Origin of the sequence: Aureimonas endophytica (genome assembly GCF_014642635.1) — a bacterium.
Taxonomy (GTDB): domain Bacteria; phylum Pseudomonadota; class Alphaproteobacteria; order Rhizobiales; family Rhizobiaceae; genus Plantimonas; species Plantimonas endophytica.
On record NZ_BMIQ01000004.1, the window covers coordinates 193,074 to 218,464 of the forward strand.

Genomic DNA, 25,391 nt, shown 5'->3' on the forward strand with positions numbered 1-25,391 from the left:
GGCGGATGGCGGAAGGGGCCGGCCGAGAGGAGCGCATCGACCTGATCCGGGGTCTCTGCCTGCTCCTGATCTTCGCCGCCCATTGCAATTTCTCCTTTTCCTACGCGCTCCAGCAGAGCCGGGGCTTCGCCGACGCGTCCGAGCTCTTCGTGATGATGGCCGGAATGTCGGCGGTGCTCGCCTATATGCCGCGCGATCCCCGGCAGGGCCTGCCCGTCCGCCGCATCCTCGTCCGCGCCTTCCAGATCTATCGCGTCCATCTGGCGCTCGTCGCCGGGCTCGTCGCCCTCGTGCTCCTGCCCTGGCCCTTCGGCGCCGGCCGCTTCCTGATCGAGGACCCGGGCACGCTCGCCGCCTGGCAGGTGGAGAGCCTGCGCGCCGCGCCGCTGCGCTTCGTCGCCGACGCGGCCCTGCTCGTCGCCTTGCCGGCCAATCTCGACATCCTGCCGCTCTATGTGGTGCTGATGGGGGCGCTGCCGTTGCTGCTCGCGCTCGCCCGGCGCTCGGTCGCCCTGCTCGTCGCCGGCTCGCTCGCCCTCTGGCTTCTCGCCGGGGCGACGCATGCCGATTTCGTCAATCGCGTGCAGGAGGGCGGCCATTGGCATTTCGACCCCCTGTCCTGGCAATGGGTGCTGGTTCTCGGTCTCGTCCTCGGCCTGCGGCTGCGGCGCGGGCTGCCGCCCTTTCCCGAGCGGCCCTGGCTGTTCCGCCTCGCCGCCGCCGTCGCGCTTCTCAGCATTCCGGCCAATTTCGCCCTCCAGTTCACGCCGGCGGGGCTCGAACTCCAAGCGCGCGAGCACGCGCTCACCGCCCTCTTCGTGTCGAAGGCCTTCTGCGGCGTCCTGCGCCTCCTCGACGCGCTCGCCATCGTCTATCTCGCCTGGAATCTCGACATCGTGCGCCGCGCCTGCCGGGCGCCCTGGCTGGAGCCGGTGCGGGCGGCCGGGCGGCACAGCCTGCCGGTCTTCGCCTGCGGGCTGGCCCTGTCGACGGTCGCGCAAGGAGTGATGGCGGCGAGCGCCGAGGTGCCGCTCGCCCTGCAATCGGCGCTCCTCATCCTCGGCACGCTCGTCCAGCTCCGTCTGGCGACGCGCAAGGAAGCGGCGCGCCGCGAGCGGCGAAGAAGCGCGCCGCGCCCCCCTGTTTCCACCTCCGCCGCGCTATAACCATCGCAGGACGGACGATTCGCGACGGGGCCGGGACGGCATGGCAAGACACGATCAGACCGGGGACTGGACACGGCGCCACGCGCCGAGCCTCGACGAGATCGAATCCCTCGCGCAGGACGCCTATGCCGCCCTGCCGGAGGATTTCCGCCGCCTGTCCGGCGAGATCCGCCTGATCGTCGCCGACTTTCCCGAGGACGAGGTGGTGGAGGCGATGGAGCTCGAATCGCCCTTCGATCTTCTCGGCCTCTTCGAGGGCCGCCCGGTCGGCGAGGCCGACATCCCGGCGACCGGGGAACTGACCAACCGCATCCATCTCTATCGCCGGCCGATCCTCGATTATTGGGCCGAGCACGAGGAGGCGCTGGGCGATCTCGTCAGCCATGTCCTGATCCACGAGATCGGCCATCATTTCGGCCTGTCGGACGAGGACATGGAGCGCATCGAGGTCTCGGCGGTCTGAGGACGCCGTTCCCATGACGGACCGCCCGGTGGACGCGGCCGCCTTCATTGAGGCCCATCTGCCGGTGGTGGCCGTGCCCGGCATTCCGGAGGTCCGCCTGCACCGCGCCTCGCCCGCGAGCGGGCTCAACCGCCTGGCGGCGCGCGACGCGGCGGGCTTCGGCTCGCCCTACTGGGCCTATCCCTGGGCCGGCGGCCTGGCGCTCGCCCGCCATCTCCTCGACCATCCGCAGATCGCGGCCGGGCGCCGGGTGCTCGATCTCGGCGCCGGTTCCGGCCTCGTCGCCATCGCGGCGGCGAAGGCCGGCGCGCGCGAGGTCCTCGCGGCGGAGATCGACCCTTATGCCCGGGCGGCGCTCGCCTTGAATGCGCGGCTGAACGGCGTCGAGATCGCCGTGACGGCGGAGGATCTTCTCTCCGGCGAGCCGCCGGCGGTCGATCTCGTCCTCGCCGGCGACCTGTTCTACGCGCCGGATCTGGCGGCGCGCGTCCTCGCCTTTCTCGAACGGGCCGCCCGAGGCGGCGCCGCGGTGCTGATCGGCGATCCCTGGCGCGCCGCCCTGCCGCTCGCCCGCCTGCGCCTCCTCGCCCGCTACGAGACCGCCGAGGTCGGCAGGGCCGCGCCGGTGCCGAGCGGCGTCTTCACCCTCGCCCCCTGATTTTGCGGCGCGGGCCGCGGGGTGCTAGAGGGGCGGCGAACCATTCCAGGGTGAGCCCCATGCAGAAGTTCGATCACCTGACGGGCGTCGCGGCGCCGATGCCCATCGTCAATGTCGATACCGACATGATCATTCCGAAGGACTATCTGAAGACCATCCAGCGCACCGGCCTCGGCAAGGGCCTTTTCGCCAATCTGCGCTATCTGGAGGACGGCTCGGAGAACCCGGACTTCGTCCTGAACAAGCCGGCCTATCGCCAAGCGGAGATCCTCGTCGCCGGCGACAATTTCGGCTGCGGTTCCTCGCGCGAGCACGCGCCCTGGGCGCTGCTCGACTTCGGCATCCGCTGCGTGATCTCCACGTCCTTCGCCGACATCTTCTACAATAACTGCTTCAAGAACGGCATCCTGCCAATCGCCGTCTCGCCGGAGGTGCTCCAGCTCCTTCTCGACGATGCCGAGCGCGGCGCCAATGCCAGGATCACCATCGACCTGGAAAAGCAGGAGATCCACGGGCCGGACGGCGGCACGGTGCATTTCGACATCGACCCGTTCCGCAAGCACTGCCTGCTCAACGGGCTCGACGATATCGGCCTCACCATGGAGAAGGCGAAGGGCATCGAGAATTTCGAGACCCGCATGGCCGAGGAGCGGCCCTGGGTGTGACGGCGCGGCGCCTCGTCTCCACCGGCTCGCCCTTCGAGCGCGAGGCCGGCTATTCCCGCGCCCTCGTCCAGGGCGACTGGTGCTTCGTGGCCGGCACGACCGGCTACGACTATGCGGCGATGGCGATGCCGGACAGCGTCGCCGCCCAGGCCGAGAACGCCTTCGCCACGATCGAGCGCGCCCTCGGCGAGGCGGGCTTCGCGCTCGCCGATCTGGTGCGCGTCAACTATGTCGTGACCGATCCCGCCTTCGCGCCGGAGCTCTTCGAGGTCTCGGGCCGGCGCCTCGGCGCGATCCGTCCGGCCGCGATGCTGATCGTCGCCGGGCTTCTGAAGCCCGAGATGAAACTCGAGATCGAGGCGACGGCCTTTCGCGGCTGATCTCCGCTCAGCGGCGCGGCAGGCGGGAGCGCGTCTCGCCCTCGCGCTGCACGACGTCGCCCGGCCGAAGCGCGGCGCGCGGATTCGTGCGGGCCGGTCCGGCGGCACCGTGGCGGGACGGGTGGAGGGCGGCGAGGGTCATGCGGTCTCTCCTTCCGGTCATCATGCGGCGTTGGAGCGGAGCTGCGGCTGCTGGCCGAGCCGCCGGGCGATCTCGGGCCAGCCCTCCTGGGGCTTGGCGGCGGGGGCGGCGAGCGGCGGCGCCGCCGTCAGCGCCTCGGCGAGAAAGGCGCGCGTCACCTTCTGCTGGAGGGCATGCGCGTCCTTCACCAGGCAATAGAGCATCACCGTGAATTGCAGCTTGCCGAACTCGGTGGTCGTCACCGTCACCGCATGGCCCGGCCCGTCGATCTCCGTGCCGAGCTTGGCCGCCGTCATGCGGTGAAAGCGCGCCGCCCGGTCGGCGTCGCAGGCAAGCGCCTCGGCGCAGGCCCCCTCCAGCCGCGCCACCGCCGCCTCGACCGGCACCGGATGTTCGAGCGTCAGCGTGAAGCGATGCGGCGCGAAATGGCGCGGCTGCGCCTCGACCCGCACCGTGCCGGCGAGCAGCACCGAGTTCGGCAGGGTCAGGCGCCGTCCGGTCGACAGATGGCCGAAGCCGTGATGCGGCAGTTCCATGATGGTCGTCGAGAACAGGCCATGATCGATCACTTCGCCATGCAGGCCGGCGATCTCGATCCGGTCGCCGACCTTGAAGAGCTGGCCGCCGAAGCGCAGCACCGCGCCCGCCGCGCACATGATCAGCTCCTTCGTCGCCACCACCAGCGCCACCATGACGGCGGTGAGCGAGAAGACGAGGTTCTGGATCTCGCTCATCCAGACCGCCAGCAGCGCGAAGGCGACGAGGAGATTGGCGAGCGCCCGCACGGTGAAGCGCCGCTGGCGCGCCACCAGCCGGTCGGCCTCGCGCGTCACCGCGCGCTCGACCAGGAAGCGGCCGACGAAGGCGAGGCCGAGGATGCAGAGGCTGAGGCCGATATTCTCGGCGAGTTTCGCGGTGATGAAGCTCGGCATGGAATGCTCGGGACGGCGGAACGCGGAAAGGATGGTGCGGCAAGCGGTGTCGGACGGCGATTTCCCTCAAGAAATCATCGTCTTCGCCGTAAGGCCGCGCCATCGCTCGGATGGGTTCGTTATCCCGTCCGAGGCTTAAGAAAGGCTTGCCGGATCATGTCCGTTTTCAGGCATTATCAAGGAGCTGGCCGCCATCGAGGTGAACGGGACGCTTGCGCCCTTGCGGCACCGGCACTAACGAAAACGCGACATTTCGAGATGAAGGAATTTGTCATGTCGCGCAGCCTCCTCCTGCTTCCCGGCGACGGCATCGGCCCTGAGACGATGGCCGAGGTCGAGGCGCTGATCGACCTCCTCAATCGCGAGGCGGGAGCGGGCTTCACGGTCGAGCGCGGCCTCGTCGGCGGCGCGGCGCTGGACGCGCACGGCCTGCCGATCTCGGAGGCGGACATGGCGAAGGCGCTGGCCGCCGACGCGGTGCTGTTCGGCGCGGTGGGCGGCCCGCAATGGGACGGCGTGCCCTACGAGAAGCGCCCCGAGGCGGGTCTCCTGCGGCTGCGCAAGGATCTCGAGCTCTTCGCCAATCTGCGCCCCGCCATCTGCTATCCGGCGCTGGCCGAGGCCTCCTCGCTGAAGCGCGAGCTCGTCGACGGGCTGGACATCCTGATCGTGCGCGAGCTGACCGGCGGCGTCTATTTCGGCGAGCCGAAGGAGATCCTCGATCTCGGCAACGGCCAGAAGCGCGGCATCGACACCCAGGTCTACGACACGTTCGAGATCGAGCGCATCGCCCGCGTCGCCTTCGAGCTGGCCCGGACGCGCCGCGGCCGCGTGACGAGCATGGAGAAGCGCAACGTCATGAAGTCGGGCGTGCTCTGGAACGAGGTGGTGACGCAGACCGGCCGCGACTATCCCGACGTCGCGCTCGACCACATGCTGGCCGATGCCGGCGGCATGCAGCTCGTGCGCGCCCCCAAGCAGTTCGACGTGATCGTGACGGACAATCTCTTCGGCGACATGCTGTCCGACATCGCGGCGATGCTGACCGGCTCGCTCGGCATGCTGCCCTCGGCCTCGCTCGGGCGCCCCGACGAGACCACCGGCCGGCGCCGCGCCATGTACGAGCCCGTCCACGGCTCGGCCCCGGACATCGCCGGCAAGGGGATCGCCAATCCGATCGCGATGATCGCCTCCTTCGCGATGTGCCTGCGCTATTCCTTCGCGATGATCCGCGAAGCCGAGGCGCTGGAGGCGGCGGTCGCCGAGGTGCTGGAAAGCGGAACCCGCACCGGCGACATCATGGCCCCCGGCTGCCGCCAGGTCGGCACCACCGAGATGGGCGCCGCCGTGCTGAAGGCCTTCGAGGCGAAGCTGGCGGGTTGAAAGCCGGATGATCCGGCGGCGACTCGGCTCGTGAAGCGGACGATGTGATGCGCGGCCCGAAGCGGCGGAACGAGACCCTCGTCCCGCTTCCGCCCCTTCTCGATTTCAGCGTCGCCGGACCCGCCGTGTCGTTTCGCGCCCGGCGGAAGCCTTTGCTCCATGCCTGGAGGGACAAGGTCCGCGCCGCCGCCATGGCGGCGCATGGCGGGGAGTTGCTGTCGGGAGGCCTGACGGTCTGGATCACCGAATTCAGCCAGGTCGCCACGAAGGACCGGGACAATCTGGCCAAGCCGATGCTCGATGCCATGCAGGGCGTCATCTATGCCGACGACCGGCAGGTCCTCGAACTGCATGTGGACTGGAGCGACATCGACGGTTCCTATATCGTGCGGCATATGTCGCCCGTCGTCGCCGCCGCCTTGAGCAGAGGCGACGAATTCCTCTGGCTGAGGGTGGCGCGACACGTTCCGAGGACGGACCTTCTGTCGTGACGAAAGCATCGCTCACTCCCGAAGAGACGAAAATCCGAGCCGTCGCGCGCCAATATCGCCGTAGGGGATATACGGCTCTCGTTCCGAGGGGGCCGATCGAACTGCCGCAGGGATTGGAAGGCTATGTGCCGGATCTCATCGCCACGAACGGGCGGGAAACCGTTCTGGTCGAGGTCAAGCAAAGCGATGCCGTGCGCAAGGCGAACGAGTTGACCCTCGTCGCAGACCGGGTGGCGCGGCTGCCCGGCTGGCGGTTCGAACTCATCGCGATCGCGCCCGAGCCCGCCGGCAGGCTTGCGACCCGGGAGCAATTGGCCACTTTGGCGGATAAGGTGGATCGGGCCCTCGCGGCGGGTCTGTCCGACATGGCCCTCGATTACGCCGCCCATGCCGCCGGCCTATTGATAACGGAAGCCGGCCGCCTCGAAGGCCTGAAGGTCGATCATATGGCGACGCGGGACGTGGCGCGGGAACTGGTGGTCCGGGGCGTGCTCCCGAAGCCGCTTTTCGAGAGCTTCGACCTTGCCTGGCGCCGGCGGGGCGAACTCATGCATCTCGACCCGACCGAACTCGCGCCATCCTCGGAAGAGGTGCGGCAGGTGATGCGCCTGATCGAAAACCTGCGCGCTGAACTAGACGCGGAATCCGCCGCTGCTTGAGGCGGAGATCGACCGGAGCGCAAGCGCGATAAGATGGAAGACCCGCCGGATCGCTCCGGCGGGTCGCCACGACGGACGGGTGTTTCAGACCGCGTCGATATCGACATCCTTGGTTTCGCGCACGAAGAGGAGGCCGATGACCAGGGTCGCGGCGGCGATGACGATCGGGTACCAGAGGCCGTAATAGATGTCGCCCGTCGCCGCCACCATCGCGAAGGAGGTGGTGGGCAGGAAGCCGCCGAACCAGCCGTTGCCGATATGGTAGGGCAGCGACATCGAGGTGTAGCGGATGCGCGTTGGGAACATCTCCACCAGCATCGCCGCGATCGGCCCGTAGACCATCGTCACGTAGAGGACGAGGACGAAGAGCAGCAGCGTCACCATCACGGTGTTGGTGCGCGCCGGATCGGCCTTCACCGGATATTGGGCGGTGTCGAGCGCGGTCTTGAGGCTCGCGTCGAAGGCGGCGGCCGGCGTCGCGGGCGTGGCCGCGGCGGGGGCGGCCGGCGCGGCTGCGGGCGCGGCGGGCGCGGGCGTCGGCGCATGGCCGAGCTCGACCTTGGCCGCCTCCGGGGCGGGGGCCGCCCTATAGGACGGGATCACCGTCTCGCCGACCTTCACCGAAGCCGTGGTGCCGGCGGGCGCCGCCTCGTTCACGTAAGGAACGCCGCGCTTGACGAGCGCCGCCTTGGCGATGTCGCAGGAGGTGGTGAATTTCGAGGTGCCGACCGGGTTGAACTGGAACGAGCATTCGGCGGGATCGGCGATGACGGTGATGGGCGCGCGGGCGATCGCCTCCTCCAGCGCCGGATTGGCGTAGTGGGTGATGCCCTTGAAGAGCGGGAAATAGGTGAGGCAGGCGAGCGCCAGCCCGGCCATGATGATCGGCTTGCGGCCGATCCGGTCGGACAGGGTGCCGAAGATGACGAAGAAGGGCGTCGCGATGAGCAGCGCCGCCGCGATCATCAGATTGGCCGGCTGGGCGTCCACCTTCAGCGTCTGCGTCAGGAAGAACAGGGCATAGAACTGGCCCGTGTACCAGACCACCGCCTGCCCGGCGACGATGCCGAACAGCGCCAGGAGCACGATCTTCAGATTGCCCCAGCGGGCGAAGGATTCGGTGAGGGGCGCCTTCGAGGCCTTGCCCTCCGCCTTCATCTTCACGAAGGCCGGGCTTTCCGACAGCATCATGCGGATCCAGACCGAGATGCCGAGCAGCACGACCGAGACGAGGAAGGGAATGCGCCAGCCCCAGGCGTTGAAATCCTCCGCCGACATGGAGACGCGGCAGCCGAGAATGACGAGCAGCGACAGGAACAGGCCGAGCGTCGCCGTGGTCTGGATCCAGGACGTATAGGCGCCGCGCTTGCCGTGCGGCGCATGCTCGGCGACATAGGTCGCCGCGCCGCCATATTCGCCGCCGAGCGCCAGGCCCTGGAGCAGGCGCAGCGCGATGAGGATCACCGGCGCCGCGATGCCGATCGCCGCGTAGTTCGGCAGGATGCCGACGACGAAGGTCGACAGGCCCATGATCAGGATGGTGACGAGAAAGGTATATTTGCGGCCGATCATGTCGCCGAGCCGGCCGAAGACCAGCGCGCCGAAGGGGCGCACCGCGAAGCCGGCCGCGAAGGCGAGCAGCGCGAAGATGAAGGCCGCCGTCGGATTGACGCCGGAGAAGAACTGCGTCGCGATCACCGCCGACAGCGAGCCGTAGAGATAGAAGTCGTACCATTCGAAGACGGTGCCGAGCGAGGAGGCGAAGATGACCTTCTTCTCCTCGCGCGTCATCGCGCGCGCATCCTCGTAGCTCGTATGGACCGTGACCATGCCGCCTGACCTCCCAAGCAACCGGGGTCCCGCGGCAGGACGGCGCCGCGCGCCCCTTCTCTCCTCGGCGGCGCGACGCCCCCAAGGGCCGCGCCGGCCGGTGCTTCGCCTCCCCGCGAGCCCGACCCGAAAATTGATAGGGCTTTCGCGTGCTCGCGCCAGTGGAATCTTGCGGCCCGGGTGGCTATCGGCTCACATCGAAGTCAACGGGGCGCCGCGAGGCAACCCTTCGGCCCGCCGCGCATTTCCATCGTCAAACGGCCATGGAAGGATCGGACCCGTGATCAGAGGCATCTTGAAGGCTCTCATCGTCGGCTGGATCACCAAGAAGTTCATCGAGCGCCGCGACGACCGCGAGCCGGTTCGCCGCGCCTGAACCCTCCAGCCCTCATGACCAGGACCGGTCGACCCGCGCGGCCGGTCCTTTTTCGTTCGGCGTCCGCGCCTCAGGCCGCCGCGCCCCAGCGCGGAAAAGGATCGGCGAGGCGCCGATAGCGGCCCGGCTCGAAGCCCTTCTCCTCCTCCGCCCCCACCAGGCAGGCATCGAGCGCCGCGCGGATCGCCGCCTCGTCCATCGCCTGGCCGATGAAGACGAGCTCCTGGCGCCGGTCGCCCCAGACGGGGCTCCAATGGCGCCCGACGAGGTCGCGCCATTCGGACACGTCCGGCCAGCGCTCCTTCGGCACCGCCGCCCACCAGCGCCCGAGGCCGGACATGCGGGCGACCGCCCCGGCCAGCGAGAACTCGCCGACCCAGTCCGGCCGCGTCGCCAGCCAGAAATGCCCCTTGGCGCGGATGAGGCCCGGCCAGGTCGCCTTGGAAAAGGCGTCGAAGCGCGTCGGATCGAAGGGCCGGCGCGCCCGGTAGACGAAACTGGAGATCCCGTATTCCTCGGTTTCCGGCACATGGTCGGCGAAGCCGTAGAGCTCCTTGTACCAGAGCGGATGGCTCTGCGCCTTCTCCTCGTCGAAGAGGCCGGTATTGAGGACGAGATTCAGCGGCACGCGGCCGAAATCCGTCTCCAGCACGAGCGCATCGGCATTCAGCGCGGCGACCACCGCCCGCACATGGCCGCGCTGCGTCGCATCCACCTCGGACACCTTGTTGATCACCACGACATCGGCGAACTCGATCTGCTCGACCAGGAGGTCGACCAGCGTGCGCGTGTCACCCTCGCCCGCCGTCTCGCCCCGCGCGGCGAGGAGATCGTGCGAGCCGAAATCCCGTAGCAGCGAGGCGGCGTCGACCACCGTCACCATCGTGTCGAGCCGGGCGACATCGGACAGGCTGGCGCCCGTCTCGTCGCGGAAGGAGAAGGTCGCCGCGACGGGCAGGGGCTCGGCGATGCCGGTGCCCTCGATCAGGAGATAGTCGAAGCGGTTCTCCGCCGTCAGCCGCCGCACCTCGTCCATCAGGTCGCCGCGCAGCGTGCAGCAGATGCAGCCATTGGTCATCTCGACAAGGGATTCCTCCTTGCGTGACAGGTCCGCCCCGCCGCTGCGCACGAGATCGGCGTCGATATTCACCTCGCTCATGTCGTTGACGATCACCGCGACGCGCCGGCCCTCGCGATTGTTGAGGATGTGGTTGAGCAGCGTCGTCTTGCCGGCGCCGAGAAAGCCCGAAAGGACCGTGACGGGAAGGCGCGGCGCGGTCTCCACCGCGTCGCAGCGAAAGCGGCTCATGGGTCTCTCCAATCAGATGTAACAATATAACGTTATGGGAAGCGATCCCACTTGGCAAGCGCCCGACGGCGGGGCTGAAACCGGCGGCGCCGGCCGCGCCCTCCCGAAAAGCAATGGTTGACTTCCCTTTTCCGCGCGCCCATAGCTCCGCCCATGACGACGCGCTTCGCCCCGAAAACCATTCTCATTCGCTGACCCGCCGCCCCGCTTGTCTCCCCGGGGTGGGCGAGAAGCGCGCTGCCACAGGTTTCGGGAGGCGAGGGCGGAGTGAAGATGGGCTACAAGGTCGCCGTCGCGGGCGCCACCGGCAATGTCGGGCGCGAAATGCTTTCCATTCTCGACGAGCGTGGCTTTCCCGCCGACGAGGTCGTGGCGCTTGCCTCGCGGCGCAGCCAGGGCACCGAGGTCGCCTTCGGCGACAAGACGCTGAAGGTGCAGGCGCTCGACACCTACGATTTCTCGACCACCGATATCTGCCTGATGTCGGCGGGCGGCGACATTTCCAAGCAATGGTCGCCGAAGATCGGGGCGCAGGGCTGCGTCGTGATCGACAATTCCTCGGCCTGGCGCTACGACGCCGAGGTGCCGCTCGTCGTGCCGGAAGTGAATGCCGAGGCGGTGCGCGGCTTCACCAAGAAGTACATCATCGCCAATCCGAACTGCTCGACCGCCCAGCTCGTCGTGGCGCTGAAGCCGCTCCACGACCACGCGACGATCAAGCGCGTCGTGGTCTCGACCTATCAGTCGGTCTCGGGCGCCGGCAAGGAGGGCATGGACGAGCTCTTCTCCCAGTCGCGCGCCGTCTTCGTCTCCGATCCGGTCGAGGCGAAGAAGTTCACCAAGCGCATCGCCTTCAACGTCATTCCCCATATCGACACCTTCATGGAGGACGGCTCCACCAAGGAGGAGTGGAAGGTGATGGCCGAGACGAAGAAGATGCTCGACCCGAAGATCAAGGTCACCTGCACGGCGGTGCGCGTGCCGGTCTTCATCGGCCATTCGGAGGCGGTGAACATCGAGTTCGAGAAGCCGATCACGGCGGAAGAGGCGCGCGACATCCTGCGCTCCAGCCCGGGCTGCCTCGTCGTCGACAAGCGCGAGAACGGCGGCTACATCACCCCGCACGAGGCGGCGGGCGAGGACGCGACCTATATCTCGCGCATCCGCGAGGACATCACCGTCGAGAACGGCCTGAACCTCTGGGTGGTCGCGGACAACCTGCGCAAGGGCGCGGCGCTGAACGCGGTGCAGATCGCCGAACTCCTCGTCAACCGCAAGCTCCTCGGCGCCAAGAAGGCGGCCTGAGGGGCCTTCCCATACGCATGAATGAAGGCGGCTCCGAGTGGGCCGCCTTTTTCGTATCGGGGTTGGGACGGCCGGACCAGGAACGAGGGTGGATTGACGGCGGCGGGCAAGGTCCCGCATGTCCTTGCCCATGGCCATGCCCGAAGAACTGTCGAACTGTCTCGTCCTCAACACGATTGCGGCGTCGCGGACGCTTCTGCGCCGCGGCGATGCGGCGATGCGGCGGTTCGACGTGACGGTTCAGCAGTTCTCGCTCCTGGCCGCCATCCGCTTCAATCCTACCCAGCCGGTGGCGGCCCTGGCGCAGCGGATCCTGCTGGATCGGACCAGCCTGACGCGCAATCTCGACCTGCTGGAGCAAAAGGGCTTGGTTCGGCGCGTCGCGGAGACCAGCGGCAACGCGCGCCTCTGCGAGCTCACGGAGGAGGGAGACCGACTTCTCGACCAACTGCTCGTCGAATGGCGCAAAGCGCAGGCCGATCTGTTGCAGGGTTTCTCGCCAGCCGAAGCAAAGGCCTATCTGAAATTGGCGAAGCATTTCGCGGCGGGCGGCGAGCCCGGAAATCCGTAGCCTCGAGTCCTGACAGTCTGTATATGCGCAGTGCATATGCACACTGTGAGGAGACTATGCAGGAACCCATCGTTGTCACCGGCTTGGGTGCCGTATCGCCACTGGGGATCGGCATTCCCGCCGTCTGGTCGCGGCTTGTCGCAGGCCGCAGCGGCATTCGCGCGAATGGGCGCTTCGATGTCGAAGGCTGGAAATGTCGTGTCGCCGGTCTGGTCCCCTCGATCAAGGAGGACGCCGAAGGCTTCGATCCCGAAACAGCCATGGAGTCTCGCGATCTGCGCCGCAACGATCTGTTCATCCAATATGCGATGGCAGCGGCCCAGGAGGCGGTGAACCAAGCCGGCTGGCATCCCAAGCGGCGCGAGGAGCGTGCGCGGACGGCGACGGTGATCGGCACGGGTGTCGGCGGCGTGCCGGCCATCACCGCCGCGAACGAAACCATCCGCCTGTCCGGCGTCCGCCGGCTGTCGCCCTTCGTGGTTCCGTCCTTCCTGCCCAATCTCGCGGCGGGACAGGCGTCGATTCGCTTCGGCTTCAACGGCCCGGCCGGCGCGCCGACGACCGCCTGCGCCGCTTCCGCCCAAGCGATCGGCGATGCCATGCGCATGATCCGTTCCGGCGAAGCCGACATTGCTCTCTGCGGCGGAACGGAGGCTTGCGTCGATCCCGTGGCGATCGGCGGCTTCACGGCAGCAAGGGCCCTGACCTTCGGCTTCAACGATGAGCCCCAACGGGCGTCACGGCCGTTCGATCGCGATCACGATGGGTTCGTCCTATCGGAAGGGGCCGCGATGCTGGTCATCGAGCGCCTGTCCCATGCCGAGCGGCGTGGCGCCCGTCCACTCGCGATACTATCCGGCTATGGCACGACGACCGACGCTCATCACGTCACTGCAGGCTGGCCCGATGGGCGGGAGGCCGCGCGGGCCATGGAGATCGCCTTATCGATGGCCGGTATCGAGCCGGCACAGGTCGGCTATGTCAACGCGCATGCCACCTCCACGCCGGTGGGCGACGCAGCGGAACTCGCCGCCCTGACGACCCTCTTCGGACCGGGCGGCGGCCGTATCCCGGTCGGCTCGACGAAATCGGCGACGGGACACATGCTGGGCGCGGCGGGAGCGATCGAGGCGGTGTTTGCCGTTCTCGCCCTTCGGAACCGAACCCTTCCCCCGAGCCTCAATATCGACCATCCGATGCCGGAAGCGGAGGGCTTTGATCTTCTTTCCGAGGGCGCCCGTCCTGCGGAAGTCGACCATGTCCTGTCCAACGCCTTCGGATTCGGAGGCGTCAACGCCGCCCTGGTCTTCAGTCGCTACGATTAGCCGGCTTTTTGCCGGAAGACGGCATCGGATCGACTTGATGATCGACATGAGGCGGTAGTGAAAGCCGTCAGCCTCGAACCGCCGGGTGGGCCGCCATGCCGGACCGGATAGGGCTTCTTTCCTCTCCCCTGCGGGGAGAGGGTGGCCCGAATTGCCGGGTGAGGGGCCTGCGGCGGTGGAGAGTGGGCGAAGACTGCTCGGCTGCGCCGACCCCTCATCGCCTGCCGGCACTTCTCCCCGCAGGGGAGAAGAAAGCGGTGGGGCGGCCGCGCCTTCTTACGAGCCGACAGAACGAGCGCGGACGGCGGCCACCGCGTCCCTCTCCCGAGTCGGGAGAGGGTGCCGGCAGGCGGGTGAGGGAGCCGTGAGGCGCAGGCATTGGCGTCACGGCTGTGTGTGGACGCCGGCGCTCTACGGCTCCCTCATCCCCCTGCCGGGACCTTCTCCCGGCTCGGGAGAAGGAGGAGGCTGCACGGCCTTCGCCTTCCTCCACATGGAAAAGCGGCAGGTGCGCCAAGTCGGTGGACGCAAGGGCGCCCTTCCTCTCCCCTGCGGGGAGAGGGCGGCCCGAAGGGCCGGGTGAGGGGCATGCGGCGGTGGAGAATGGCCCCGGCCCCTCGGCTCCACCGCCTCCTCATCGCCTGCCGGGCACTTCCCCGCAGGGGAGAAGAACGCCGTGGAAGCCTCGGCGCTCGCGGCGGACGAGATGTGCGGGAGGCCGAATCCGTCTTGGCCGGGCGAAGCCTTCAGGGAAGGCCTCTTTGGCGAACGAATACGGCCCGCCCTACCGGATCAGCCCCGTCGTCAGCGCCAGGCAAAGGCCGGCGGAGGCGGCGAAGAGGGCCGCTTCCGCGTAGGGCGGGCGCCGGACGGCGCTGAAGGCGCGGCGTAAGCGCTCCTCGAAGCCGTCCGTCATATGCCGGCGCCCTCGTCCACCGTGTCGGGCTCGGCGGCTTTCGGCTCGCGCTCCGTCCGGTCGACGAGAAGGCGCAGGAAGGGCCGCAGCGCGAGATCGGCGAGGCCGAGCGCGAAGGCGCCGCCGAAGCCGAGGCCGAAGGCATAGCCGAGGATCGCGACGAGCAGCGCGCCGAGAAGGCGGAAGCGCACGACGCCCGCCGCCCGTTCCGGGTTGCGCTGCGCATCCGCGCCGAGCCAGAGCCGGCCGATGCGCTCGGCGGCACTGTCCGGCTCGGCGGGCGCGGCCGGCTCGCCGGGTTTGGGCAGGGCGGCCTCCGCCGGCGGCACGTCCGCCTTCACCTCGCGCACCAAGCCGAGCGCCACCGTCTCGTTGGTGAGCTGGTCGATCAAGATGAAGGCGCCGAGCTCGCGGTTCTCCGCATAGGGCAGGCAGACGGTCGGCCGGTCGAAGGCGATGGTGACGCGGCCGATCTCGTTCATCAGGAGCGCGTTGGCGGGCCGCGTCTGATAGGTGTGGATGTCGATGGCGGCGTCGAGCGTGCGCACCGAGGCCGGCGTCTGGCTGGTGGCGAGCCGCGCGATGAGGCGGCTGCCGGCGATCAGCGGCCGGTCGACCATCCAGAGGATCTCGGCCTTGGCGCTGCGATGCGGCGCGATCGTGTCGTCCGAAGCGACCAGCACGTCGCCGCGCGAGGCGTCGATCTCGTCGGCCAGCGTCAGCGTCACCGCCTCGCCGGCCTGGGCCTCCGCCACCTCGCCATTCGGGCCGTAGACGGCCTTCACATGGCTGGTGCGGCCGGAGGGCAGCGAGATCACGGCATCGCCCGGCCGCACCCGCCCGCCGGCCACCGTGCCGGCGAAGCCGCGGAAGTCGAGATTGGGCCGGTTCACCCATTGCACGGGCAGGCGGAAGGACTCGTCCTCCTCGCGCAGCGTCTTCGGCTCCACCGTTTCCAGATGGTCGAGCAGGGTCTTGCCGCGATACCAGGGCGTATGGGCCGAAAGGCTGGTGATGTTGTCGCCGTTCTTCGCCGAAAGCGGGATATAGGCAACGTCGGCGAAGCCGAGCGAGGGCAGGATCGTCTTGTAGTCGGCGACGATCCGGTCGAAGACCGCCTGATCGAAATCGACGAGATCCATCTTGTTGATGGCGACGACGACGCTTTTGACGCCGAGCATCGAGGTGATGAAGGAATGGCGGCGCGTCTGGGGCAGGATGCCCTTGCGCGCGTCGACCAGGATCACGGCGAGCTCGGCATCCGAGGCGCCGGTCGCCATGTTGCGGGTATATTGCTCGTGGCCGGGCGTATCGGCGATGATGAAGGCGCGGCGCGGCGTCGAGAAATACCGATAGGCGACGTCGATGGTGATGCCCTGCTCGCGCTCGGCCGAGAGGCCGTCGACGAGAAGGGCGAAGTCGAGGCCGCCGCCCGTCGTGCCGAACTTCTTGGAGTCGCGCTCCAGGGCTTCGAGCTGGTCGTCGAAGACGGCGCCGGCGTCATAGAGCAGGCGGCCGATCAGCGTCGACTTGCCGTCGTCCACCGAGCCGCAGGTGATGAAGTGAAGAAGCGATTCCGGCCGGCCGGCCAAAGCCGGCGTCACCGGGGCGAGGTCGGGCGCGGGGCCGGCGAATTCGGCGTCGGCGATCCGGGCTGCTGCGGAAGTCATCGTCAGAAATAGCCTTCCTGCTTCTTTTCTTCCATGGAGGCGCCGCCGTCGCGGTCGATCACCCGGCCCTGGCGCTCGGAGGAGCGGGAGGCGCGCATCTCGGCGATGATCTCGTCGAGCGTGGCGGCGGAGGATTCCACCGCGCCCGTCAGCGGATAGTCGCCGAGCGTGCGGAAGCGGACCATGCGGTCCTCGACCACCTCGCCGGGCTTCAGCTGCATGCGCTCGTCGTCGCGCATGATCAGCGTGCCGTCGCGCTCCACCACGGGGCGCGGCTTGGCGAAATAGAGCGGCACGACGTCGATCTTCTCGAGGGCGATATAGTCCCAGACATCGCCCTCCGTCCAATTGGACAGCGGGAAGACGCGGAAGCTCTCGCCGCTGCGCTTGCGTGTATTGTAGAGATGCCAGGGTTCCGGCCGCTGGTTCTTCGGCTCCCAGCGGTGCTCGGCCGAGCGCAGCGAGAAGACGCGCTCCTTGGCGCGGCTCTTCTCCTCGTCGCGCCGCGCGCCGCCGAAGGCCGCGTCGAACTTGTACTTGTCCAGCGCCTGCTTCAGCGCCTCGGTCTTCATCACGTCGGTATGGACGCGCGAGCCGGAGGCGAAGGGATTGATGCCGGCCTTCAGCCCTTCCTGGTTGGTATAGACGATCATCTTCACGCCGAGCCGCTCGGGCAGGCGGTCGCGATGCTCGATCATCTCCCGGAACTTCCAGGTCGTGTCGACATGCATCAGCGGAAAGGGCAGGGGCCCCGGCGCGAAGGCCTTCAGCGCCAGATGCAGCATCACGGCCGAATCCTTGCCGATCGAATAGAGCATCACCGGGTTCTCGGCCGTCGCCGCCACCTCGCGGATGATGAAGATCGACTCGGCCTCGAGCCGCTGCAGATGGGTCATGGGCTTCATGATTCGGCGGGTCCTTCGAAGGCGGCATCGCCATGATTGGTGCCGGGCACGAGCTTGGCGCGGATGACGCGCCCGTCCGGCTCGACATGCAGGCCGCATTCGCGCAGCGTTTCCTCTTCCCACCACCAGCGGCCGGCGCGTTCCGGCTCGCCGGGCCGCACCGCCCGCGTGCAGGGGGCGCAGCCGATCGACAGGAAGCCCTGGCCATGCAGGGCGTTGACGGGCACCTTCTCCTCCTCGGCGAAGAGGCGGATCTCCTCGCGCGTCCAGTCGAAGAGCGGATTGGCCTTCAGAAGGCCGCGCCCCGCGTCGAAGCCGACGAAATGCATGCCCTCGCGATTGGCCGACTGGTCGCGGCGCAGGCCCGTGATCCAGGCCTCGGCGCCGGAAAGCGCCCGGGCGAGCGGCTCCACCTTGCGCACGCCGCAGCAGGCCTTGCGGAATTCCGGCGCGTAGTAGAAGCCGTCGATCCCCTGGTCGTTGACCAGCTCCTCCAGCGCCTCGCCCTTCGGATAGACGGCCTTGATGCGGCGGCCGTACTTCTCCTCCGTCTCGCGCCAGACCGTGTAGGTCTCGGGAAACAGGCGGCCGGTATCCAGCGTCTTCACCTCGATCGGCAGCTTCTCGGCGAAGATCAGATGGGTGAGCATCTGGTCCTCCAGGCCGAGGCTGGTGGTGAAGACGATACGGCCCGGCACGCGCTCGACCAGCGTCTTCAAGCGCTCGACCGGGGTGAGCTGCGCGAAGGCGAGATCGAGCTCGCGGGACAGGGCTTCGAGATCGGTGCTCATGCGAAGGCTCCGGAAGAGGGGAGCGGGAGGGGACGCGAGAACGGCGACGCTTCGGCCTTCTCCCGAGTCGGGAGAAGGTCGCGGCAGCGGGATGAGGGAGCGATGGGGCGCAGGCCGGTCCGACGCCGGCTCGCGACGCTTCCCTCACCCGACCCTTCGGGCCACCCTCTCCCGACTCGGGAGAGGGGAGGGAGCCCTTCCCGCGAAGGTCCGGCGCCCGTCATTCCGCCGCCGCCTTACGGGCGGCCATGCGCTGTTCGAGAATGCTCTGCCCCTCGCCATAGCCGGACTGGTAATGGGCGGAGACGATGTCCTTCTGCCGCAGCCATTGTTCCGGCGGCTGGCGGGCGGCCATCTGGTCGGGCAGTTCCACCTCGTCGAAGCCGCAGGCGAGCGCGTCGTAGAACTCGTCGGCGATCAGCGGCCCCTTCGCCCGCAGCGTACCGGTGAAGCCCGCGCGCCGCAGCCGCCGCGCCAGGCTGAAGCCGCGCCCGTCGGCGAAGGAGGGAAAGCCGATCGCGATCAGCGACAGGCTCGGCAGATAGGGGCGGATCGCCTCGATCGAAACGTTGTTCTCGACGAAGAGACCGATGCGTTCGTTGCGCCGATGCGTCAGCGCCTCGTCGATCACCGTCAGCGGCACGACGACCGGCCCGTCGGCGAGCGACAGGTCGGCGCAGTCCTCGACGCTCGCATAGGCGTCCGGGCGCGGCCCTTCGGCTCCGATCAGCAGGCTCATGCATCCTCTCCGACCGGGCTGCCGGTCCTGTCCGCGACATAGGCGGTGAAGCTCGCCTTGAAGGGGTCGAGCCCGGTGCGCTTCACCGTGTCGATGAAGGTCTCGCCGTCCTGCCGCTCGGTCATATAGGTCGCGACCAGCGCCTCGATCGCGCCGGGCACGTCCTCGCCGTCGATGCCGGGGCCGACGCGCTCGCCGAGCGCCGCCTGTTCCGAGGCGTCGCCGCCGACCGTGATCTGGTAGTTCTCCTTGCCCGACTTCTCGATGCCGAGAATGCCGATATGGCCGACATGGTGATGGCCGCAGGCATTGATGCAGCCGGAGATCTTGATCTGCAGCGGCCCGACCTCGCGCTGGCGCTCCTCGGCCCCGAAGGTCTTGGAGATCTCCTGCGCCACCCCGATCGAGCGCGCCGTCGCCAAGGCGCAATAGTCGAGGCCCGGGCAGGCGATGATGTCGGTGACGAGGCCGGCATTGGCGGTGGCGAGCCCCGCCGCCTTCAGCGCCTCGAACACGGCCGGCACGTCGTCCTGGCGCACATGCGGCAGCACGAGGTTCTGCGCATGGGTGACGCGCAGCTCGTCGAAGGACCAGCGCTCGGCGATGTCGGCGAAGGCGCGCATCTGGTCATGCGTCATGTCGCCCGGAATGCCGCCGATCGGCTTCAGCGACACGGTGAGCGCGATGTAGCCCGGCTGCTTGTGGGCGAAGCCGTTCTGCTCGACGAAGCGGTCGAGCGCCGGATCGGCGCGGCGGGCGCTCGCCAGCGTCTCGGAGGTCTCCGGCAGCGCCGCATAGGCGGGCGGCGCGAAATAGCGGGCGATGCGCTCCACCTCTTCCAGCGGCGCGTTCACCGTCGGCCCGTCGAGCTGGGCATATTCCTCCTCGACGCGGCGCACGAATTCCTCCGTGCCCGTCTCGTGGACGAGGATCTTCACCCGTGCCTTGAACTTGTTGTCGCGCCGGCCTTCGGCATTGTAGACGCGCATCACCGCCTCGAGATAGGCGAGAAGCTCGTCCTTCGGCAGGAAGGAGCGCACGACCTTGCCGATCATCGGCGTGCGGCCGAGACCGCCGCCGACCACCACCTCGTAGCCGATCTCGCCGGTCTCGGCGTGGCGCAGCACCTTCAGACCGATATCGTGCACCATGATCGCGGCGCGATCGTGCTCGGCGCCGGTGACGGCGATCTTGAACTTGCGGGGCAGCCAGACGAATTCCGGATGGAGGCTCGACCATTGCCGGATCAGCTCGGCCGTCGGGCGCGGGTCCTCGACCTCGTCGCGCGCGACGCCGGAGAACTGGTCGGCGGTGACGTTGCGGATGCAGTTGCCGGAAGTCTGGATGCAATGCATCTCGACATCGGCCAGGAGATTTAGGATCTCCGGCACGTCCTTCAGCTTCGGCCAGTTGAACTGGAGGTTCTGGCGCGTGGTGAAATGACCGTAGCCGCGATCGTAGCGCTCGGCGATATGGGCGAGCTGGCGCAGCTGGCGCGAATTCAGCGTGCCATAGGGCACGGCGATGCGCAGCATATAGGCGTGGAGCTGGAGATAGAGCCCGTTCTTCAGCCGGAGCGGCTTGAACTCGTCGTCCGACAGCGAGCCGTCGAGCCGGCGCTCCACCTGATCCTTGAACTGGGCGACGCGCTCGCGCACGAAGCGCTCGTCGAATTCATCGTAGCGATACATCGCGAAACCTTCTCTCGGCCCTTTGGCGCTCAGGCCGGATAGTCGTTGCCGAACTCGGCTTCCTTGCCGAAATCGGGATGGACGGTCGGCCCCTTCTGGCGGATGGCCTCGCGGAAATGCAAGGCGACGGCAAGGCCGTTCGCCGCGACGCGCACGGGGACGAGATAGGGATCGACGATCCGGTTCGCCTTGAATTCGGCGCCGGCCTCCGCCTCCATCGCGGCCGCCGTCTCGGGATCGTGGGCGATGCGGGCCTTGGCGGGGTCGCGGGTCCAGCCGCCCGTCGCCGCCAGGAACACGACGTCGCCTTCCAGAAGGTCGTTGGCCGACAGGACGACCGGCAAGGGCGGGCCCTTGCTCTTCGGCGTCGCCTTCGGTCCCGCCTTGATGTCCCTTGCCATGGCTTGAGCCTTCCGCATGCAAGAACGCCCCCGACGGGGCGCCGCCGGGGTTTGTCATCGTTCTAAATAGCCGGGCGGGCCGTCGGTTGCGGCGTAGGGATTTTCGTCGTCATGCCCCTTCGGGAAAGATTTTGCCCCTGAAGGCCGGAAAACCGAGCTTTTCCAAGAGGCCGGGACCGGCATGGTTGCCGAAACCCTACCGGCATCGCTCGCATTCGCGGCGAGTTCGTATCGAATAGTAGACTATAATAGATCCGCATTCGACCCAAATGCCGGATGTCTAAAATTCGAATCTTTTTGGCACGAAGACCTTACGAGGCCACGGGCTATTCAATTCCTCGAAGCGGACAGGAAGACGCTTCAAACAAAAACGGGGAAAGAATAAAATGGTTTCGATCAACACCTCCTCCACCGGCATGGCTTCTGCGGCGCTCCGCAGCATCAACGCTCAGCTCGCCGTCACGCAGAACCGCATCGCCACTGGCTATAAGGTCAACTCCGCGGCCGACAACGCCACCGTCTGGGCGACGGCCACGAAGATCCGCGCCGACAGGTCGGCCTCCGAGAACCTGAAGAGCAGCATGTCGACGGCGAAGGCGCAGGCCGATGCCGCATCCGGCGCCCTCGATCAGGTCAGCACCCTTCTGCAGAAGATCAAGGACCTCGCGACCACGGCCGTGAACGCTTCTGGCGGCGCGACCGACGCGGACGCGAACCAGATTGGCGCCCTGATTACCCAGGCCCGTGCGATCATCTCTGGCGCCTCGATCAACAGCAAGAACCTTCTCGGTGCGTCGACCGCCAACGACGTCTCGGTGACGATGAACATCGTCGACGGCGCAACGACGAACCTCACGACGACCCTGACGGCTCAGGATGTGGTCGGAAGCGCGGGTGTCCTCAAGGACGCGCTGAAGTCTTCGATCGCCAAGGCCGACATCACGGCGACCTACGCCACCACGACCATCGACACGGCTCAGACGGAAATCGGCAAGATCGCGGCGACGCTCTCCGGGTTCTCCGCCGGCATCGAATCTTCGATGAGCTTCCTCGACAAGCTGAACGACATCCGCGACTCGGCGGTGAGCGGCTTGGTCGATGCCGATCTCGAGAAGGAAAGCGCCAAGCTGAACGCCCTCCAGGTCAAGCAGCAGCTCGCTTACCAGGCCCTCGCGATCGGCAACAGCGCGCAGCAGAACATCCTTCGCCTCTTCCAGTAAGCCGCAGGACCGACGCGGTCCCCGTCGCGAACGCGGTTCGCGGCTTACGCAGCACCCTCGGCGCGACTTGCGCCGGGGGTGTTTCTCGTTAAAGTGGTGGTGGCGCCGGCCGTTTCCTTCGAATTGTTCGGAGTCCGTGAAGGAAATGGCGACGTTTCGCCCGTTAAGGACCGGGGCCTGACAAGGCCTTCGTCACCGGACGGGGCCTTCGCCTTTCGTTCACGGGACGACCACGGATGATCATCCGCAGCCTTTCCTTCCTGCCGAGCGCCACCGCGATGCCCGCCGGCCCGATGCCGGCCGTGCATCCGGGCGGCGCGGCTCCGTTGCGCGACAAGAGCGGCGCGGCGCCGGCCGCCGCCGCCGAGCCCGCGCCCTCCGTCGCGACGCCGGAGGCCGAGGCGCGCCTGCAGGACTACTATTTCGAGGCCATGGTGAATTCGGCGGCCGACCTGCTCCTGCGCAGCCATATCGCGCCGAAGCCCTCGGTGGAGGGCTGACGCCGCCCTCCGGCCGCCGCTTGGCTGATGCGGCTCAGATCGCCTCGCCCTGGAGAAGGCGCGGCGCCGGGCCGGCCAGCCGCCCCGCCGCCTCGCCGATGAAATAGCGCTTCAATCCCGGCGCGCGATCGACCAGCGACAGGCCGAGGTCGCGCAGCGCGCGCAAGGGCGCGTTGTCGTTCGAGAACAGGATGTTCAGCACATCCGTGGTGAGGCCCATGCGCAGCGTGTCGAAGCGGCGCCAGCGGCTATAGGTCTCCAGAACGTCGAGCGCGCCGATGTCGCGGCCGAGCCGCGCCGCCTCCACCACCACCTCCGCCAGGGCCGCCGCGTCCTTAAAGCCGAGATTGAGCCCCTGGCCGGCGATCGGGTGGATGCCATGCGCCGCGTCGCCGACGAGCGCGACGCGCGAGCGCACGAAATCGCGGGCGAGCGTCAGGCCGAGCGGAAAGGCGCGGGGCTGTCCTTCCACCTCGAGGCGGCCGAGCTTGCGACCGAAGCGCTGTTCCAGCTCGATCTCGAACAGGAAGGCGTCGCCATTGACGAGCCGCTCGGCGTCGCGGCGCGATTCCGTCCAGACCAGCGAGGCGCGGTTGCCCTTCAGCGGCAGGATGGCGAAGGGGCCGGCGGGCAGGAAATGCTCCTCCGCCCGGCCGCCATGCGGGCGCTCGTGGCGAACGGTGCAGACGATGCCGGACTGGTCGTAGTCCTTCGAGACGGTGCGGATGCCGGCCATGTCGCGCACGGCCGATTTCACGCCGTCGGCGGCGACCACGAGGCGCGCCGCCACGCTCTTTCCGCCCGCGAGCGCGACCTCTAGCGCGCCGGGCGCCTCGCCGAGCCCGGCGACGGCGCAGTTCTGACGGATCGTGATGCCGCGCGCCGCCGCGCGGGCGCGCAACGCGCCGTTCAGCGCGACATTCGGCACCATATGGGCGAAGGGCTCGCCGGCCGCCACCGTCTCGCCTTCGCCGCCGAAGGTGAGGAAGACCGGGCGCACCACGTCGCCGAGCCGCGAATCGGTGACGATCATCTCGGTGATCGGCTGGGCCTCCGGCGCGATCTCGCTCCAGACGCCGAGCCGCGTCAGCATCCGCACGGCGCCGGCGGCCACCGCCGAGGCGCGCGTGTCGCGCCGCCAGACCTCGTCCGGCGCGGCATCGACCAGCAGCAGCTTCAGGCCCGGGGCCGCATCGGCGATCGCCACCGCCGTCGACAGGCCGACATAGCCGGCGCCCGCGATCACGACGTCGAAGCGCTCCGTCGTCTCTCCATCCGTTTCCGGCGCAGCCCGCATCGTCTCGACTCTCGATCCCGTTTCGGTGTGACTTAGATGCGTCGCGCGCGGGCGGCAATCAAAGGGTGGCGCGAATATGGGTGCCGCGCCGCGCCGAATGCAGGGAAAAGCCGGATGAACAGCGTCGACCAGCTGCTCGCCGTCCTCGATCTGGAGCGGATCGAGGACGATCTCTATCGCGGCATCAGTCCCGACCAGGGCTGGCAGCGCGTCTTCGGCGGCCAGGTCGTCGCCCAGGCGCTCGTCGCGGCGCAGCGGACCGTGCCCGGCGAGCGCCCGGTCCATTCGCTGCACGGCTATTTCCTGCGGCCCGGCGATCCGAAACGGCCGATCGTCTACGAGGTCGACCGGATCCGCGACGGCGGCTCCTTCACCACCCGCCGCGTCGTCGCGATCCAGCACGGCCAGGCGATCTTCACCCTGTCCGCCTCCTTCCAGAAGCACGAGGAGGGACTCGCCCATCAGCTGCCCATGCCGGACGTGCCGCGGCCCGACGCGCTGCCGGGCGGCGAGGATCTGGCGCGCCTCCTCCTTGACGGGGCGCCGGAGCCGGTGCGCCGCTATTGGAGCCGGCCCCGCCCCATCGAGTTCCGCCCCGTGCTGCTCGACCACTATCTGACGGAGAAGAAGCTGGAGCCGGTGCAGCGCATCTGGGTGCGCGCGCTGCGCCCGATCGGCGACGACGCGGGGCTCAACGCCGCCGTCCTCGCCTATCTGTCCGACATGACGCTGCTCGACACGGCGCTCTTCGCCCATGGCCTGTCGGTCTTCGACCGGCGCATCCAGGCCGCGAGCCTCGACCATTCCATGTGGTTCCACCGGCCCGTCGATGTCGGGGAATGGCTGCTCTATGCGCAGGATTCGCCCTCCTCCTCGGGCGGGCGCGGCCTGACGCGCGGCTCGCTCTTCACCGAGGATGGTCGGCTCGTCGCCTCCGTCGCGCAGGAAGGCCTGATCCGGCCCGTCCGGGCGTCCTGAGCCGCCCTTCGGCTGCGCCGCATTTCGCGCCGTTTGCCGAAAAAAACGTCATATGCCGAAATTATATTCGCACCATCCGCAGGCATCGGCGCCGGGCGCGGGGCGAAGTCCTGCGCTTTTGCCCGTTTCTTTGCCTTGTTTCGCGATCGGTCCGGGGGATGCGCGACTTGGCACGCTCCTTGAATGGTGTGGATCAGTCGCCCTCCGCCCTGCCTTCGCGGAGAGCGGAAGATCGCGGCAGGCGGCGGGGGCCGCCGCCCCAAGACTCGAGGTGGTGAATGAAAATCGTGATGGCCATCATCAAGCCCTTCAAGCTCGACGAGGTGCGCGAGGCGCTGACCGGCATCGGCATCCAGGGCCTGACCGTCACCGAGGTGAAGGGCTACGGCCGGCAGAAGGGGCATACCGAGATCTATCGCGGCACCGAATATGCCGTGAGCTTCCTGCCGAAGCTCAAGATCGAGGTCGCCGTGCCCGCCGATCTCGTCGACCGGGCGGTCGAGGCCATTTCGAACGCCGCCAAGACCGGCCAGATCGGCGACGGCAAGATCTTCGTCTTCGGCATCGACCAGGCCGTGCGCATCCGCACGGGCGAGGTCGACGCGAACGCACTCTAAGGGGACATGAA

Annotated in this window: 27 protein-coding genes; 15 read left to right on the forward strand and 12 right to left on the reverse strand. The window is 68.2% G+C overall.

Translation table 11 applies throughout. The features are described from left to right. Positions 1-5 precede the first annotated feature (5 nt). Genes opgC through IEY14_RS14335 form a run of 5 tightly spaced genes read left to right on the forward strand, consistent with a single transcriptional unit; the run spans position 6 to position 3,332 of the window. Complete coding sequence (gene opgC, locus IEY14_RS14315; RefSeq protein ID WP_188909579.1) at positions 6-1,166, forward strand: OpgC domain-containing protein; 1,161 nt, start codon at positions 6-8, stop codon at positions 1,164-1,166. 40 nt (positions 1,167-1,206) lie between these two features. Beyond that, the gene (locus tag IEY14_RS14320; RefSeq protein WP_188909581.1) at positions 1,207-1,629 is read left to right on the forward strand and encodes a metallopeptidase family protein; all 423 of its coding nucleotides are present in this window, start codon (positions 1,207-1,209) and stop codon (positions 1,627-1,629) included. A gap of 13 nt (positions 1,630-1,642) precedes the next feature. Further along, positions 1,643-2,287 (forward strand): class I SAM-dependent methyltransferase, encoded by a 645-nt coding sequence (locus IEY14_RS14325; protein ID WP_188909583.1) that lies wholly within the window; start codon positions 1,643-1,645, stop codon positions 2,285-2,287. Positions 2,288-2,346: 59 nt separating this feature from the next. Then, positions 2,347-2,952 carry a 3-isopropylmalate dehydratase small subunit gene (leuD, locus tag IEY14_RS14330; protein ID WP_188909585.1) on the forward strand — a complete coding sequence of 202 codons (606 nt, stop codon included), beginning with the start codon at positions 2,347-2,349 and terminating at the stop codon, positions 2,950-2,952. Next, positions 2,949-3,332, forward strand: coding sequence for a RidA family protein (locus IEY14_RS14335; RefSeq protein ID WP_188909587.1), 384 nt, complete (start codon positions 2,949-2,951; stop codon positions 3,330-3,332). Before leuD ends, IEY14_RS14335 begins: the two co-directional genes overlap by 4 nt. Positions 3,333-3,339: 7 nt before the next feature. On the opposite strand, the gene IEY14_RS26165 is transcribed toward IEY14_RS14335, so the two are convergent. Then, positions 3,340-3,474 (reverse strand): hypothetical protein, encoded by a 135-nt coding sequence (locus IEY14_RS26165; protein ID WP_280515046.1) that lies wholly within the window; start codon positions 3,472-3,474, stop codon positions 3,340-3,342. Positions 3,475-3,494: 20 nt separating this feature from the next. Further along, the gene (locus IEY14_RS14340) at positions 3,495-4,406 is read right to left on the reverse strand and encodes a mechanosensitive ion channel family protein (protein WP_188909589.1); all 912 of its coding nucleotides are present in this window, start codon (positions 4,404-4,406) and stop codon (positions 3,495-3,497) included. Between the two features lie 273 nt (positions 4,407-4,679). Between IEY14_RS14340 and leuB the strand changes: the two genes are divergently transcribed. The 3 genes from leuB to IEY14_RS14355 are packed head-to-tail and all read left to right on the forward strand — an operon-like array spanning position 4,680 to position 6,939. Beyond that, positions 4,680-5,789, forward strand: a complete 1,110-nt coding sequence (gene leuB / locus IEY14_RS14345) for a 3-isopropylmalate dehydrogenase (RefSeq protein ID WP_373288978.1) — start codon at positions 4,680-4,682, stop codon at positions 5,787-5,789. Positions 5,790-5,836: 47 nt separating this feature from the next. Beyond that, positions 5,837-6,280: a RusA family crossover junction endodeoxyribonuclease gene (locus IEY14_RS14350; RefSeq protein ID WP_188909593.1), complete on the forward strand. Its 444-nt coding sequence runs from the start codon at positions 5,837-5,839 to the stop codon at positions 6,278-6,280. Continuing rightward, entirely contained in the window at positions 6,277-6,939 is a 663-nt protein-coding gene (locus IEY14_RS14355) for a hypothetical protein (RefSeq protein WP_188909595.1), read from the forward strand. Before IEY14_RS14350 ends, IEY14_RS14355 begins: the two co-directional genes overlap by 4 nt. An 84-nt stretch (positions 6,940-7,023) precedes the next feature. Here IEY14_RS14355 and IEY14_RS14360 read toward each other — a convergent pair whose 3' ends face one another. Together IEY14_RS14360 and IEY14_RS14365 are read right to left on the reverse strand one after the other, a co-directional pair. Then, the gene (locus tag IEY14_RS14360) at positions 7,024-8,769 is read right to left on the reverse strand and encodes an MFS transporter (protein ID WP_210318424.1); all 1,746 of its coding nucleotides are present in this window, start codon (positions 8,767-8,769) and stop codon (positions 7,024-7,026) included. Positions 8,770-9,215: 446 nt separating this feature from the next. Then, positions 9,216-10,454, reverse strand: coding sequence for a GTP-binding protein (locus IEY14_RS14365; RefSeq protein ID WP_188909597.1), 1,239 nt, complete (start codon positions 10,452-10,454; stop codon positions 9,216-9,218). Positions 10,455-10,727: 273 nt separating this feature from the next. Between IEY14_RS14365 and IEY14_RS14370 the strand changes: the two genes are divergently transcribed. From IEY14_RS14370 to fabF, 3 genes are all read left to right on the forward strand, one after another. Then, complete coding sequence (locus tag IEY14_RS14370; RefSeq protein WP_188909599.1) at positions 10,728-11,759, forward strand: aspartate-semialdehyde dehydrogenase; 1,032 nt, start codon at positions 10,728-10,730, stop codon at positions 11,757-11,759. A gap of 118 nt (positions 11,760-11,877) precedes the next feature. After that, the gene (locus tag IEY14_RS14375) at positions 11,878-12,330 is read left to right on the forward strand and encodes a MarR family winged helix-turn-helix transcriptional regulator (protein ID WP_188909601.1); all 453 of its coding nucleotides are present in this window, start codon (positions 11,878-11,880) and stop codon (positions 12,328-12,330) included. Positions 12,331-12,386: 56 nt separating this feature from the next. Continuing rightward, positions 12,387-13,655: a beta-ketoacyl-ACP synthase II gene (gene fabF / locus IEY14_RS14380; protein ID WP_188910119.1), complete on the forward strand. Its 1,269-nt coding sequence runs from the start codon at positions 12,387-12,389 to the stop codon at positions 13,653-13,655. Between the two features lie 784 nt (positions 13,656-14,439). Here fabF and IEY14_RS26170 read toward each other — a convergent pair. The 7 genes from IEY14_RS26170 to IEY14_RS14410 all read right to left on the reverse strand — a co-directional run bounded on the left by IEY14_RS26170 (position 14,440) and on the right by IEY14_RS14410 (position 20,768). Beyond that, positions 14,440-14,571: a hypothetical protein gene (locus tag IEY14_RS26170; protein WP_280515047.1), complete on the reverse strand. Its 132-nt coding sequence runs from the start codon at positions 14,569-14,571 to the stop codon at positions 14,440-14,442. Continuing rightward, positions 14,568-16,241 carry a sulfate adenylyltransferase subunit CysN gene (gene cysN, locus IEY14_RS14385; RefSeq protein ID WP_188909603.1) on the reverse strand — a complete coding sequence of 558 codons (1,674 nt, stop codon included), beginning with the start codon at positions 16,239-16,241 and terminating at the stop codon, positions 14,568-14,570. The genes IEY14_RS26170 and cysN overlap by 4 nt, the downstream gene beginning before the upstream one ends. Before the next feature lie 2 nt (positions 16,242-16,243). Continuing rightward, the gene (cysD, locus tag IEY14_RS14390) at positions 16,244-17,146 is read right to left on the reverse strand and encodes a sulfate adenylyltransferase subunit CysD (RefSeq protein ID WP_188909605.1); all 903 of its coding nucleotides are present in this window, start codon (positions 17,144-17,146) and stop codon (positions 16,244-16,246) included. Next, a complete protein-coding gene (locus IEY14_RS14395) occupies positions 17,143-17,937 on the reverse strand; it encodes a phosphoadenylyl-sulfate reductase (RefSeq protein WP_188909608.1) in 795 nt (264 codons plus the stop codon). Before IEY14_RS14395 ends, cysD begins: the two co-directional genes overlap by 4 nt. A 220-nt stretch (positions 17,938-18,157) precedes the next feature. Then, on the reverse strand, positions 18,158-18,676 hold the full coding sequence (locus tag IEY14_RS14400) for a DUF934 domain-containing protein (protein WP_188909609.1): 519 nt from the start codon (positions 18,674-18,676) through the stop codon (positions 18,158-18,160). Further along, entirely contained in the window at positions 18,673-20,367 is a 1,695-nt protein-coding gene (locus tag IEY14_RS14405) for a nitrite/sulfite reductase (RefSeq protein WP_188909611.1), read from the reverse strand. The genes IEY14_RS14400 and IEY14_RS14405 overlap by 4 nt, the downstream gene beginning before the upstream one ends. Positions 20,368-20,396: 29 nt before the next feature. Then, entirely contained in the window at positions 20,397-20,768 is a 372-nt protein-coding gene (locus IEY14_RS14410; RefSeq protein WP_188909613.1) for a DUF2849 domain-containing protein, read from the reverse strand. A 386-nt stretch (positions 20,769-21,154) separates the two neighbouring features. Between IEY14_RS14410 and IEY14_RS14415 the strand changes: the two genes are divergently transcribed. Both IEY14_RS14415 and IEY14_RS14420 read left to right on the forward strand, forming a co-directional pair. Beyond that, complete coding sequence (locus IEY14_RS14415; protein WP_188909615.1) at positions 21,155-21,988, forward strand: flagellin; 834 nt, start codon at positions 21,155-21,157, stop codon at positions 21,986-21,988. 236 nt (positions 21,989-22,224) lie between these two features. Next, the gene (locus IEY14_RS14420) at positions 22,225-22,488 is read left to right on the forward strand and encodes a hypothetical protein (protein ID WP_188909618.1); all 264 of its coding nucleotides are present in this window, start codon (positions 22,225-22,227) and stop codon (positions 22,486-22,488) included. 34 nt (positions 22,489-22,522) lie between these two features. On the opposite strand, the gene IEY14_RS14425 is transcribed toward IEY14_RS14420, so the two are convergent. Then, positions 22,523-23,785, reverse strand: coding sequence for a ubiquinone biosynthesis hydroxylase (locus tag IEY14_RS14425; RefSeq protein WP_188909620.1), 1,263 nt, complete (start codon positions 23,783-23,785; stop codon positions 22,523-22,525). 114 nt (positions 23,786-23,899) lie between these two features. Here IEY14_RS14425 and tesB point away from each other — a divergent pair, with 114 nt between their 5' ends. Both tesB and IEY14_RS14435 read left to right on the forward strand, forming a co-directional pair. Beyond that, complete coding sequence (gene tesB, locus IEY14_RS14430) at positions 23,900-24,763, forward strand: acyl-CoA thioesterase II (RefSeq protein ID WP_188909622.1); 864 nt, start codon at positions 23,900-23,902, stop codon at positions 24,761-24,763. Between the two features lie 278 nt (positions 24,764-25,041). Next, a complete protein-coding gene (locus tag IEY14_RS14435) occupies positions 25,042-25,380 on the forward strand; it encodes a P-II family nitrogen regulator (RefSeq protein ID WP_188909624.1) in 339 nt (112 codons plus the stop codon). The last annotated feature ends 11 nt before the right edge of the window (positions 25,381-25,391 follow it).